Source organism: Streptomyces sp. NPDC004065, from assembly GCF_044903565.1.
In the GTDB taxonomy this organism is placed as follows: Bacteria; Actinomycetota; Actinomycetes; order Streptomycetales; family Streptomycetaceae; genus Streptomyces.
In genome coordinates, this window is the sequence record NZ_JBJDQT010000001.1 from 305,539 (window position 1) to 318,211 (window position 12,673).

At 72.7% G+C, this 12,673-nt stretch carries 13 protein-coding genes; 4 read left to right on the forward strand and 9 right to left on the reverse strand.

Features of this window, described 5'->3' with window-relative positions; genetic code table 11:
- Positions 1–3 precede the first annotated feature (3 nt).
- The 9 genes from ACI2LW_RS01375 to ACI2LW_RS01415 form a co-directional block, all read right to left on the reverse strand.
- The gene (locus tag ACI2LW_RS01375; RefSeq protein ID WP_404729489.1) at positions 4–1,218 is read right to left on the reverse strand and encodes a sensor histidine kinase; all 1,215 of its coding nucleotides are present in this window, start codon (positions 1,216–1,218) and stop codon (positions 4–6) included.
- Positions 1,219–1,949: 731 nt separating this feature from the next.
- Positions 1,950–2,837: a DUF5936 domain-containing protein gene (locus ACI2LW_RS01380; RefSeq protein WP_404729054.1), complete on the reverse strand. Its 888-nt coding sequence runs from the start codon at positions 2,835–2,837 to the stop codon at positions 1,950–1,952.
- A gap of 70 nt (positions 2,838–2,907) precedes the next feature.
- Positions 2,908–3,849, reverse strand: coding sequence for a type II secretion system F family protein (locus tag ACI2LW_RS01385; RefSeq protein ID WP_404729055.1), 942 nt, complete (start codon positions 3,847–3,849; stop codon positions 2,908–2,910).
- Between the two features lie 19 nt (positions 3,850–3,868).
- Entirely contained in the window at positions 3,869–5,206 is a 1,338-nt protein-coding gene (locus ACI2LW_RS01390; protein WP_404729056.1) for a CpaF family protein, read from the reverse strand.
- A 171-nt stretch (positions 5,207–5,377) separates the two neighbouring features.
- The gene (locus ACI2LW_RS01395; RefSeq protein WP_404729057.1) at positions 5,378–5,755 is read right to left on the reverse strand and encodes a TadE/TadG family type IV pilus assembly protein; all 378 of its coding nucleotides are present in this window, start codon (positions 5,753–5,755) and stop codon (positions 5,378–5,380) included.
- A gap of 1 nt (position 5,756) precedes the next feature.
- Positions 5,757–6,086, reverse strand: coding sequence for a pilus assembly protein (locus ACI2LW_RS01400; RefSeq protein WP_404729058.1), 330 nt, complete (start codon positions 6,084–6,086; stop codon positions 5,757–5,759).
- Between the two features lie 230 nt (positions 6,087–6,316).
- Positions 6,317–7,576, reverse strand: a complete 1,260-nt coding sequence (locus ACI2LW_RS01405) for a CpaE family protein (RefSeq protein ID WP_404729059.1) — start codon at positions 7,574–7,576, stop codon at positions 6,317–6,319.
- Between the two features lie 12 nt (positions 7,577–7,588).
- On the reverse strand, positions 7,589–8,296 hold the full coding sequence (cpaB, locus tag ACI2LW_RS01410; protein WP_404729060.1) for a Flp pilus assembly protein CpaB: 708 nt from the start codon (positions 8,294–8,296) through the stop codon (positions 7,589–7,591).
- Positions 8,297–8,362: 66 nt separating this feature from the next.
- Positions 8,363–9,187, reverse strand: a complete 825-nt coding sequence (locus ACI2LW_RS01415) for a hypothetical protein (protein ID WP_404729490.1) — start codon at positions 9,185–9,187, stop codon at positions 8,363–8,365.
- 362 nt (positions 9,188–9,549) lie between these two features.
- Between ACI2LW_RS01415 and ACI2LW_RS01420 the strand changes: the two genes are divergently transcribed.
- Genes ACI2LW_RS01420 through ACI2LW_RS01435 form a run of 4 tightly spaced genes read left to right on the forward strand, consistent with a single transcriptional unit; the run spans position 9,550 to position 12,611 of the window.
- On the forward strand, positions 9,550–11,118 hold the full coding sequence (locus tag ACI2LW_RS01420; RefSeq protein ID WP_404729061.1) for a hypothetical protein: 1,569 nt from the start codon (positions 9,550–9,552) through the stop codon (positions 11,116–11,118).
- A 34-nt stretch (positions 11,119–11,152) separates the two neighbouring features.
- Positions 11,153–11,779 (forward strand): hypothetical protein, encoded by a 627-nt coding sequence (locus ACI2LW_RS01425; protein WP_404729062.1) that lies wholly within the window; start codon positions 11,153–11,155, stop codon positions 11,777–11,779.
- A complete protein-coding gene (locus ACI2LW_RS01430; protein ID WP_404729063.1) occupies positions 11,779–12,210 on the forward strand; it encodes a DUF3592 domain-containing protein in 432 nt (143 codons plus the stop codon). The genes ACI2LW_RS01425 and ACI2LW_RS01430 overlap by 1 nt, the downstream gene beginning before the upstream one ends.
- Entirely contained in the window at positions 12,207–12,611 is a 405-nt protein-coding gene (locus tag ACI2LW_RS01435; protein WP_404729064.1) for a hypothetical protein, read from the forward strand. The genes ACI2LW_RS01430 and ACI2LW_RS01435 overlap by 4 nt, the downstream gene beginning before the upstream one ends.
- Positions 12,612–12,673: the final 62 nt, after the last annotated feature.

The following is a 12,673-nucleotide window of genomic DNA, read 5'->3' on the forward strand; positions in this document are numbered from 1 at the left end:
GGTTCATGGTGTGGGGGGTGCGGTCGGGGTGGCCGGGGTGGAGAGGGCTGCCAGCGGGAGTTCCAGGCGGACCTCCGTGCCCTTCGGGTGGGAGCCGCGGCCGATGCGGATACGGGCGCCCACCGAGGCGGCGCGTTCCACCATGCCGACCAGGCCGAAGTGGCCGGCCCGGCGCAGTTGTTCCAGGGTGGTGCCGGGCGGCAGGCCGTCGCCGTCGTCGTACACGCTGATGCGCAGCAGGTCGCCGTGGACGCCCGCGCTGACGTCGACCTTGGTCGGGTGCGCGTGGCGGTGGGCGTTCTCCATGGCCTCCGAGGCGATCGTCAGCAGTTGCCGGGCCACGGCGGGCGGGACCGGCGGAACGCCGTGCTCCCCGGTCGGGCGGTAGGCCGTGGGCAGGCCCGTGCGGCCGGCGAAGTCGCGCGTACGGGCCGCGAGTTCGACGAGTACGTCCGTGCCGTGGGACGGGTCGTTCTCGCGGCGCAGGTCGGCGAGGAGTTCGCGTGCCTCGGCGGCGGCGCGGCGAGCGGAGCGGGCGACCAGGTCCGCCTGCTGCTTGACCAGGGCCGGGTCCATGCGGTCGGCGCCCGCCGAGCCCGCCAGGCCGTCCGCCGCGAGGGCCACGCCGTGCAGGGTCTTGGCCACCGAGTCGTGCATCTCGCGGGCCAGCCGGGCGCGTTCCGCGCTCACCGCCTCCGTGACGGCCAGCCGGGCCTGAACGGTCGTCAGGGCCTGGGTCGCCTCGCCGAAGCGGAGCAGCAGGTTGCGCAGGGTCACGCCCGCCGCGCCCGCGATCACGCACAGGCCGGGGAAGAGGGTGGACTGGGCGAGGTTCGCGGAGAGCTGCTGGGAGCCGGCGTAGACGACGAGCAGGATCAGCGACTGGAGGGAGGCGAAGATGCCCGCGCCTCGCCAGCCGTAGATCAGGCCTGCGAGCAGCGGTGTGCAGACGCAGACGTAGGCGAGCGTGCTGTCCGGGCCCGCGGCGATCAGGAGGAGGGCGCCGAAGAGGGTGTCCAGCGCGAGGAGCGTGGGGTGGCGCAGGAGCAGCGGGCCGAAGCGCTCCCAGTCCCGGAAGAGGACGTAGGAGGCCATGAAGGTGAAGACGACCGCGGCGCTGACCAGGCGGGTGGCCAGGCCGGGGGCGGCGTTGAGCAGGGCTGAGGGAGCGGACAGGGCGATCATCGCCAGGCGGAAGGCGAAGACGTAGCGGCACATCGCCTGCAGGGCGCTGATCTGGATCTTCTCGGGGGCGGGGCCCGGCGCCGCGGTCGCGGTCGCGGTGACCGTCGCGGTTCCGGGTGTGGGCCCGGCTGTGGGCCCGGCGGGTGTCGGCCCGGTCGGGGCGGGGGGCGGGGCGGCCGGTCCGGAGGCGGCCGGACCCCCGGAGGAGCCAGCCGGGGCCAGGGCCGGGGCCAGGGCCGGGGCCGGGGCAACGGCCGGTGGCCCGGCCTGCTCGTCCACCGATGCCGGCACGGCACCGACCCGTCCGTGACCCTGTTCCCCACCCGGGGACTCCCGCTCACCCGCCTGCTGCGGCACCCCCGCCTGCTGCGGCGCCCCCGGTTGCTGGGGCACCCCCGGCAGCGGCGGGCCCGCGGAGGCGCCGTCCTCCGGGCGCCCGGCGGCAGGCGCCCGCGCCGGCTCCCAGCCCGGCGGCAGCGCCGGGGTCACCGAGGTGACCGGGATGTCCGGTGCTCCGGTGCGGACGTGGGCGGGGAGGACCGTGCCCGCGGGCGGGGTCGTGATCTCGGCCGGCTTCGGACGGCGGCGCAGCAGCCCGGTGCGCTCCCCGGGCGGCCTTCTGCCCGCCGTCGCGCCCGCCGTCGCGCCCCTCGTCGCGTCCCCCGTCACGTCCGCCTTCGCGTCCGCCGCCCTGCCCGCCGCCCTGCCCGCCGTCCTGTCCGCCGTCCTGTCCGTCCTCGCCGGCATGTCCTGCTCGCCTCTCCCTACTTGCCCGTGACCGAGCTGAAGTCCACACCGGAGCCGAGCAGCAGGCCCGCGCCGAGGAGGATCATCGTGGCCGGGACCATGAAGGTGGTGATCATCATGGTGGCCTTGGGGACCGCGCGGGCCGCCTTGCGGCGGGCGTTCTGCGCGTCGGTGCGCCGCATGTCCTTGGCCAGCGCCACCAGGGTGTCCACGATCGGCGCGCCCAGCTCCTCGCCCTGCTGAAGCGCCGTCACGAACATCGCCACCTGCTCGGAGTCGTTGCGCCGGCGCAGTTCGGCGAAGGCCTGGCGGCGGCTCATGCCGAGGTCCATCTGGCGCAGGGTGATGCGCAGTTCGTCCGCCCAGGGGCCCTCGTACTTGGAGGCGACCCGGTCCAGGGCCTGCCGGAAGCCGAGGCCCGCGCTGACCACGACGGCGAGCACGTCCAGGAAGTCGGGCAGCGTCCGCTCGATGACGTCCTTGCGGACGCGGATCGCCGACCAGATGCCGACCTCGGTCCAGAACGCGCCGAAGGCGAGCAGCAGCAGCGCCACCAGGTACTGGCCGCGCAGCAGGAACACCAGGCCGCCGACGCCGCCGAGGAAGCCGTACACCGCGCGCCGGGCCGCGTAGCGGTCGATGGTCAGGCCGCCCGGGTTGCCGGCCAGGTCGATCTTGCGGCGGTACTTGGCGACCAGCTTCGGTCCCATCAGGCGCAGCACGGCCGGGGCGTAGCGCATGCCGAGGCGGTCGATGACCGAGTCCACCGCGCCGGTGCGGGTGGCGCCGACCTCCAGGGCGAGCGCGAGGTCGTTGGGCAGCCGGGCGTCCGCGCGGTACATGCGGATGCCAGCGAACGCGCCCCAGACGCTGAGGCCCATCACGAGTGCGAGCAGCAGTCCCATGGCTTCGTCCTCCTTCCTCTTCCTTCCTCGTCCTTCGTCTTCCTTCGTCTTCCTTCGTGGCCGTCCGCGCTCAGACGTCGATGCGGGAGAGCCGGCGGATGAGGACGAAGCCGACGGCGTACAGCGCGAAGGCGATGATCACCGCGCCCTGGCCGACCGGCGATCCCGTCATGCGGTCCAGTGCGCCCGCCTTGACGCCGTTCATCAGGAACAGCGCGCCGACGCCGAGCACCGGGACGGCGTACGAGGTCATGTTGACCTGGGAGAGCTGGGTGCGGACCTCGCGCCGGGTCTCCTTGCGCTCCTCGAGCGTCTCGGTGAGGTTGCGCAGGGCGCCGACCACCTGGCCGCCGGCCCGGTTGGACAGCACCAGGGTGGTGACGAGCACGACCAGCTCCCGGGAAGGGAGGCGGTCGGCGAGTTCACCGAGCGCGTCGTCCATCGACGCGCCGAGCGCCAACTGGTGGGCGACCTTGCCCAGCTCCTCGCCGGCCGGGGCCTCCAGTTCCTCGGCCGCCATGCCGATGGCGGTGCGCAGGGCGAGACCGGCCTGGGTGGCGTTGGCCAGGATGCGGGCCAGCTCGGGAAGCTGGTTGATGAACTTCTCGATGCGTTTCTGCCGCTGCCAGTTGAGGAACTGCATGGCCGCCCACACGCCGAGCAGGCCGGCGAGGGGGCCGAAGAAGGGGGCGAGCGCGGCCTGGCCGATCAGCCAGAGGGCGGCCACGGTGGCGAGCATGTAGGCGAAGAACTCGCCCGGGGTGACGTCCAGGCCGGTCGCGGCCAGTTTCAGCTCCAGCTTGCGGCCCAGCCTGGTGCGGCGCAGCCGGCGGTCGAGGGTGCGGAAGCGGCGCCGGCGGCCCACGGGGATCTGCCCGGTCTGCGACAGCCGGTCGACGAGCGCGGCGCGCTGGGCCTTGCCCGTCGCGTAGGCGTGCAGGCCGGTCACGGCCAGGACGCAGGCCAGCAGGGTGACGCCGGTGGTGAGGGTGACGAGGGTGCTGAGATCCATGGGGACGGTTCCTACCTGCCTACCTGGCTTCTCGGGTGGCGAGCTGGTCTGCGGACTGGGCGACGCCGAACGCCTGCGGGATCGGCTGGTTCGCCATGTAGAGGCGGTCGGCGGTGCGGCGGGGCAGCGGGTGGTGCTCGAAGACGCCGTGGATGCGGCCGTCGGCCGCCATCGGCCGGGCGGCGAAGCGGGCCACGGTGGCCAGCCGGTAGGGCTCGCTGCCGTGGCTGTCGAGCATCGCGATCTCGGTGACGCGGCGGGCGCCGTCGGCGAAACGGGTGAGCTGGACGACGACGTCGACGGCGCTGTTGATCTGGTCGTGCAGGGCGACGAACGGGATCTCGACCTCGGACATCGAGGCCAGCGTCTGCATGCGCATCAGCGCGTCCTCCGCGCTGTTGGCGTGCACGGTGGCCAGCGAGCCGTCGTGACCGGTGGACATCGCCTGGAGCATGTCCAGCGACTCGCCGCCGCGGACCTCGCCGACGACGATGCGGTCGGGGCGCATGCGCAGCGAGTTGCGCACCAGGTCGCGGATGGTGATCTGGCCGCGGCCCTCCACGTTCGGCGGGCGCGCCTCCAGCCGGATCACGTGCGGCTGCTGGAGCTGCAGTTCGGCGGAGTCCTCGATGGTGATGATGCGCTCGCCCGCCGGGATCAGCCCGGACAGGGCGTTGAGGAGGGTCGTCTTGCCGGTGCCGGTGGCGCCGGAGACGATGACGTTGAACTTGGCCTGCACCAGCCCGGCCAGCAGGTACAGCATCTGCTCGTCCAGCGAGCCGAAGCCGATCAGCTCCTGGAGGGTGAAGGAGCGGGGGAAGCGGCGGATGGTCAGGGTCGGGCCGGTGAGCGACAGCGGCGGGATGATGACGTTGACGCGCTCACCGGAGGGCAGTCGGGCGTCGACCATCGGATTGGACTCGTCCACGCGGCGGTTGACGGTCGACACGATCCGCTCGATGGTCTGCATCAGCTGGTCGTTGGAGGCGAAGCGCAGCGGGAGCTGCTCGACGCGGCCGCCGCGCTCCACGAAGATCGCGTCGGGGCCGTTCACCATGATCTCGGTGATGGAGGCGTCCTCCAGGAGCGGTTCGAGGATGCCGAGGCCGAGCGCCTCGTCGACCACCCGCCGGATCAGCTGGGAGCGTTCCACGGTCGACAGGACCGGGCCCTCGCGGCTGATGATGTGCCCGAGCACCCGTTCCAGCCGCGCCCTGCGCTCGGCGGCGGCCAGGGAGCTCATCTCCGCGAGGTCGATCTCCTCCAGCAGCTTGGCCCGGTAGGAGGCGACCAGATGGCCGTCCTCCCCCCGGCTGCCGTGCTCCTCGGGGGAGTTGATGCGTGCGCGGAGACTCATGGTGCGGTGCTCCTCGGTCCTGGTCGCTGGCTGTTCTTCCGGCTTCCGGGTTCGTCCGTTCTTCCGGCTTCCGGGTTCGTCCGTTCTTCCGGTTTCCGGCTTCCGGGTTCTTCCGTTTCGGGTTTCCGGGTTCGTCCGTTCTTCGGTTTCCGGGTTCTTCCGGGTTCCGGGTCAGTGGTCGAGCGGCATGGTGGCGGTCTTGGTGGCGTTTCCGAAGGCGTCGTCCCAGGCGGGGATGAGGGACGGGATGTGCACGGTGGCGGTGACCTCGACCGAGCCGGCGCCCCCGCCCGAGGCGGAGCAGGTGGTGCCCCCCGCGAGCCAGTCGCTGACCGCGGTCCGGCAGGCCTGCTGGGCGCTCAGCCCCAGCGAGGCGGCGCGGGCACCGGCCCGGGCCGCCGTTCCGGCCTGCTGCGCCGTGTAGGCGACGAGCCCGATCTGTATGGCGGCCATGGCGACCAGCAGCAGGATCGGGACGAATCCCAGGTACTCGACGGCGACCTGCCCGCGATCGCGGTCGCGGTCGCGCCGTGCGCGGTGGTACGGCATGTCAGTCCGTCTCCTCCTCTACGGCGCCGGCGTGGCCGCGCACCGTGATCGGGAAGTCGATCGTGCCCGGGAAGAGCACCGGGACCTTCAGGCTGACGTCGGCCGTGACATAGCCGTTCGTCCCCCCGCAGTCCACCTCGGCCCCGCTCCTCCACGCGTCCGACAGCTTGTCGAGCCCGGCCTGCCGGCAGACGGCCGGCCGGTTGCCCGACGGCGCCGCCGTTGCCGCCCGCACCGCCTCGTCGGCAGCATTCCCCGCGAGCGTGTACGTGTATCCCAGCAGCACGCACTGCCACATCAGCACCAGCGTGATGATGATGGTCGGCGCCATGCCGAGGAACTCGACGGCGACCTGCCCCCTGTCCGACCGGAGCCCGCCCGGCCGGGTCCCCGCCGCCCGGAACCTGTCCGGCCGGGACCTGCCCGGCCGGGACCTGTCCGGCCGGGACCTGCCCGGCCGGGACCTGTCCGGCCGGGACCGATGCGACCGCAGCCCCGGCCGCCACCGCGACCCCAGCCGCGGCCCCGGCCGCCGCCCCGGCGCCATGACCGTCGACGTCCTCATCCGCCCGTCTCCTTCCGCCGCCCGAAGCGCACCGAGCCCCGGTCACCGCCGCGCAGCCGGCCGCCGCCCCGCTGGGCGGCCTCGGTCCGCCGGACGATGCCGAGTTCGGCGGCGAGGCCCCACAGGGCCTGCTTGACCACGCTCTTGTTGTCCAGTTCGTGCAGGCGGCCGGCGTCGACCGCGCCCTGCAGCTCCTTGAAGTTGGCGGGCACGGCGGTGCCCGCGACGGCGGTGCCGGTGATCTTCCGGATGAGCGGGGGCTGGATCTCCGTACCGCGGGTGTGGCGGTTGACCACGACGGTCGTCTCCTCCGCCTTGCGGATCTGCAGCCGGTCCCACATCCGCACCGTCCGCTTGGCGGCGCGCACCGCGACCACGTCGGGGGTGGTCACCAGCAGCGCGGTGTCGGCCATCTCCACGGCCGCCGCGCCGGCCCCGCTCAGCTGGGCGCCGCAGTCCAGGACCACGATCTCGTACCGTGAGCGCAGGGCGCTGACGATCTGGCGGGCGGCGCGGTCGGTGACCTCCTCGCCGCGCTCGCCCTCGCCCGGCGCGAGCAGCAGCGCGAGCCCGGTGTCGTGGCGGAAGACGGCGTCGGCCAGGACGCGCGGGGAGATGTCGGTGATGCCGGCGAGGTCGACGACCGAGCGGCGGAACTGCACGTCCAGATAGGAGGCGACGTCCCCGGTCTGCAGGTCCATGTCGACCAGGGCCGTGCTGTGGCCGGAGGTCTGGGCGGCGAGGGCCAGCTGGACGGCGGCCACCGTGGCGCCGACGCCTCCCTTGGCCCCGCTCACCGTCACCACGCGCCCGCCGACCCCGGTGAACACGTCGCCGCCGTGGCCGAGATGGCGCCGTACGCCCACCGACCACTGGGCCACCGCCTGCACCCGGCTGACCAGTTCCTCGTAGCTCAGCGGCAGGGCGACCAGGCCGCGCGCCCCCGAGTCCATGGCGGCGGAGAACAGTCCGGGACTGGCGTCGGAGGTGACGAGGATGACGCCGACCGCCGGGAAGCGCAGCGCCACCTCGCGGATCAGCTCCAGGGCCGGCACCGGGCCGATCCGCTCGTGCACCACCACGACCTCGGGCAGCTCGTCCACGGACTCCGCGGCCAGCCGCGCGAGGGTGTCGATGAGCTGGGTCGAGTCGGCGACCGGTGGCACGGGCTCGGCGTCGGGGAGCTGGCTGAGCAGGGTGGTGATCGAACGGACCGCGTCCGCGTCGCCGACGGCCGGGAGGATCCTGGTGGGCATGCGCGCGGCCTCTCACTTGTCGTTCGCGAGTTCGTAGGTGCGGTCCTTGGCCGGGACGCTGGTGTCGCTGCCGGGCGCGACGAGGGCGAGCCGGACCCGCTGGGCGAACGACTCGGCGTAGGTGATGCGCTGGGCGTCGATGGTGGACAGCGCGAAGGTGATCGGCACGGCGTCGGTGGGCTGCTGGTTGCGGTTGCCCGCGTCGGGCTGGAGCGCGGTGATCTGGCCGACGTCGAGCACCCGCGCGTTGGTTACAATGATCTTGGACTGGGCGGGATCACCCTCCCGCTGTCCGCCGAAGGTGGCGTACACGTTGACCGTGGAACCGGGTGTGATCTTGCCGGCCACGCCGGTCGCCGCATCGATCATGATGGCGACCTCCTGCTGCCCCGGCTGCAGGGCGGGCTGATTCACGATCATGTCGCTCTGCAGCAGGGAGCCGGCCCGCAGCGTGGTGACCGCGATCTTGCCCTGGATGCCGGAGAGGTCGGTGACGGCGTTGGGCGACAGCCACCGCTTCGGCATCTTGATCTTCTCGAACTGGCTTGCGCTCAGCGCGGTGTAGGGCTGCACATCCGACCGCAGCCGGTAGGCGGTGACCTCGGGGCCGACCTTGGACTTGACGTCGCCGATGACGGAGAGCACGCCCGCGAACGCGCCCAGGGCGCAGATGACGGACAGGATCAGGAGTATCACGCCGCGGCGCTGACGGGAGTTCATGAACCGTACAACCTCATTGGGGATATCGGTCGAGCGGAATCGGTGGACGGGGACGGCGCCTCGGGCTCACCCGGCGGGTGTGCGGCTCTCCCGGACGGCCGTGTCGTGGGCGGGCGGGGTCGCGGAGCAGAAGACGCAGCGGTCGCCGATGACGTCGATGCCGCACCAGTGGCAGACGCCCTGGCGCACCGAGGTGACCAGCTGGTAGAGCACCGACAGGTCGGGCAGGTAGGTGCAGAACTCGACGAGTCTGCCGGTCCCCCACCAGCGCGCGGACTCGGCCGGGAGCGGCGCCTCGCGCAGCCCGAGCACGTTCCAGGCGGGGGCGAGGGCGGCGCCGGCCCAGTCGGACTGGAGCTGGCCCCTGGCCACGAGCATCCAGGTGCCGAACTCGGGCCCGGCGAGCGTGGCGTCGGGGCCGATGCGCACCAGCTGCGGCTGGGGGTGGGCGATCACGCCGAACTGGCTGCCCGGCACCCAGGACTTCGCGTGCGCCTTGAGGCCGACGGGTACGCGGTCCAGGCGGGTGACGGAGCCGAGGACGGCGCCGGCGTGGACGTAGTGGGTGAGCAGCCGGCCCGCCGAGGCGAGCACGCCGGGGCTGAGGTCGCAGGAGGCGAGCTGCCGCAGCTGGCGGGCCAGTACGGCGATCGCGAGCGGGGGCAGGTCGGGGCGGAACAGGGCGATGCGGTCGCTCTCCAGCAGGGAGCGCACGGTGAGCAGTCTGCGCTCCACCGCGCGGGGGACGGCGGGCGAGCACACGACGATCACGTGCCCGTGGTGCTCGACGAGCGCCTGCATCCCCTCCAGCGCCTGTTCCAGCGGCTGTCGGTCCAGTTCGCCCAGGACGACGGCCGGCACGGTCCGTTCGTCCTGCGCGGGCAGCGCCATGTCGGCGCTGGTCACAGCAATGGCAGTTGACACGCGCAGCTCCCCGTTTCACGCCGTACGGCCTGCCGTGGTTCCTCCGGCACGCCGAGTTGACTTCACTGCGTGACTACCTCAGCACTGTATCCACGCCTCTGTGACCGGAGAACAGCGATTGTGTAGCTGGGTGGCAACTGTCCTCGCGCAAGTCACGTCAAACCGGGGCAGGTTGAGCATCCGGGCCGGGCCCAGGGAGATGGGCCCCGCGCCACCGGGCCGCTCTGGGCCCGCCTTTGGGCCCGCGGGCCCACGCCCCGGGAGCCGCCCGTTCCTACCCTCGGCGTCCACACGGGTGCTGTGGCCACGGGGCGAGGAGGGGAAGCCGTATGACGAGCGGGGGCGGCATACGGACGTGGCCGGACCGGGGCCACCGCTTCGGCGACTCGGGCGCCACCGGCACCGAGTACCTCGGGATGATCGTGGTCACCGTGGCGATCGCGCTCGGCATGTCCGCGACCGGCATCGGACGCACCGTCTACGACCGGATCGCCGCCGAGGTCTGCAAGGTCACCGGCGGCGGCGACTGCGGCACCGGCGGCGGCGGCGCCCGGGCGGGCGCGCCGCGGACCGACGCCGACTACGAGCCGGCGCTGTGCCAGGTCTCGACGGTCACCGACAAGGCGGGCTCCAAGGCGAAGATCCTGTTCTGGGAGATCGGCAAGGAGTACGGCTTCCAGGAGCAGCACCTGAAGGCCCACACGGACGTCAACCACGACGGAACGGTCGACGACAAGGACGAGCTGGTCTACCTCACCTTCACCGACGCGGCCTCGGTGGGCACCAAGAAGGACTTCCAGCCCGGGATGAAGGTGGGCAGGTTCGGCACCGACAAGGTGGAACTGGGCGCGGGCATCAAGGTGACCAACGGCGACACCTGGGTCTTCGAGAGCCCGGAGGAGGCGCGGCGGTTCCGCGACGACATCGAGAAGCTGCAGATGTACCAGATGCGGCGGCAGTCCCCGGGCGGGGCGGACGCGGGCCTCGGCGACAGCATCCTCTACCTCTTCGGCACCGGGCCGCTCAAGGACGAGGAGGAGACGGAGAAACGCGTGAAGGACCATCTGGGGGACAACCGGAAGATCACCTACGGGAAGGTGGGCCTGGAGGCCTCCGCGTCGGCCGGCCTGAAGATCTCGGCGGGCGACGAGAAGAAGCTGGGCGCGGCGCTGGGCGGCAACTTCAAGTACGCGCCCGAGATCACCTGGACCGACAACCCCTACAAGAACACCAAGTCGTACACGTACGCCTCGTCCATCGAGTACGGCAGCAAGGTGAGCTACGAGGCCGGCCCGCTGGGCGGCGACTACTCCGCCTCCACCACGCAGACCGGCACCATCACGGTCACCTACGACAAGACCACCGGCAAGCTGGTCCGCGTCGACATGACACGCACGGTCGAGGAGGGCGGACAGAGGGACGGCGCCAAGGCGGGCGGCGACAACGGCAAGGCGGGCAGGGACAAGCGGGGCGGCTCGGTGAGCGAGAAGGGCACCGACAGCGCCACCGGCATCCGCGTCGTCACCAACTCCCTCAGTTTTGCCCCGGGCCCGGAGGGCGACGCCGACCGGGCCGTGGCCGAGCGGTGGCTGGACGGCGGCAACGAGCAGCTCGTCACGCCGTTCCAATACATGTTCGACGACCACGCGCCCACGAAGCGTCCGGGCGCCGACGACCCCTTCGGGCAGCTGATGTTCGACAAGGGCACGTCCAGCCGGATGACCTACACCGGCCAGGTGAACGCGGCCGAGTACGGCTTCGAGCTCAACCTCGGTCTCAGCATGGGCCTGTCGATCAGCACCGAGAAGAAGTCGGAGACGCTGACCGACGCGCAGTTCCTGGGCGCTCCGCGGGGAACCAGCCGCGGCTACGTCCCCTACAGCTACTGTGCGAAGTGATCGCCGCCGACCTCAGGGCAGGGAGCGCACGCCGATGAAGACACGACTGCTGTTCGCCGGTCTGCTCACGTGCGCGGTGGCCGCCACCGGCGCCCTCACCGGCTGCGGCACCGACGACGGTTCCGGCTCCGGCTCCGGCTCCGGCTCCGGCTCCGGCTCCGGCTCCGGCTCCGGCTCGGCCACGGTGCCGGACGGCTGGGGGACGCTGCGCACCGAGGGCGTCGACGTGTCGTATCCGCGGGGCCCGGGCGGTTACGCCCCGCGGGGCGCCGCCGAGCGCGGCAGGTACAACGCGGCGGCCGCCGTGCGCAGGGAGGACGGCCGGACCGTCTCGACGATCACCGTGCAACTGGGCTTCACCCGGGCCGGCTCGGCCGAGCAGGCCGCCATCGCCGCGGAGGCCGGCATCCAGCTGGGCGCGAAGGTGCGCGGCGAGAAGGACGTGCGGCTCGCCGGCACCGACGAGGCCAAGCGGATCGACTTCTCCTTCTCCGCCACCGGCGAGGACGGCGGCCCGCCGAAGGGGACCCCGGTCGAGGGGGTGATCCTGACCGGCCTGGACTCCACCGGCCGGGCCTTCGCGGTGCGCGTCGACGCGGCGAAGGGAGCACTGCCCGCCGGGGACCTGAAGCGGATCGTCGGCTCGGTGGAGGTCCACTGATGGCCGTGCCGGGCGCGGGGTACGTCGTACTCGCCGCGCTCGCCGCCCTGTTCGGCGCGCTCGCCGTGCGGTACGCGCGCCGGCTGGCGGTGCTGGCGCGGGTGCTGCGGCGCGGGGTCCGCACCGGCGGCGAGTGCGTCCGGGTGGAGACCGAGCCGTACGGCCGCTCCGACGCCACACGCTGCTTCTTCGTCTTCCGCGCGGCGGACGGCGGCCGGATCGAGTTCGAGGATCTGGCGGGGCCGTCGATGACGCCGGGCACGGCGGTCACGGTCACCTACGACCCCGGCGACCCGCGCGGTACGGCGACGGTCGCGGGCCCGGGGAGCTGGTCGCCGGTGCTCCAGTCGCTGGCGCTGACGGCCGGGTGCGGACTGGCGGCGCTGGGCTTCGTGACGCTGCTGTGGTTCCAGGTCCGGGGAGGCGAGTGACGGTGTGGCCACTGGTGCGCTGCTGGGCGGTGGGCGTGGTCGTCCTGGTGGTCACCGAGTACCTCCAGATGACGCTGCTGTACGGGCCGCTGACCGGGCCGCGCGTGGGCTCCTTCGGCGCGGCGCTGGCGCTGGTCCATCTGCCGAACCTGGTGTGCGTCGTGCTGGCCACCTGGGCGGCGGCCCGGGCGCACCCGCTGCCGTGGCGTGAGCTGCCGCTGCGGCACGCGGTGGCCGGGTGCGCGGTGCCGGCGGCGGCCCAGTTGCTGACGCTGTCGCTGCACTGGGAGCGGACGGGGGCGTCGTCGCTGTCGCTGTGGATGTCGACGGGGGTGCTGCTGGCGGGCTGCGCGCTGGGGATGCTGCTGGACCGGTGGCGTTTTCTGGTCTGGACCTCTTGACAAAGACAATTGGTCTGGACCAACTTGTACGCCAAGCGGTGGCCACCGTACGCCAGTTGACT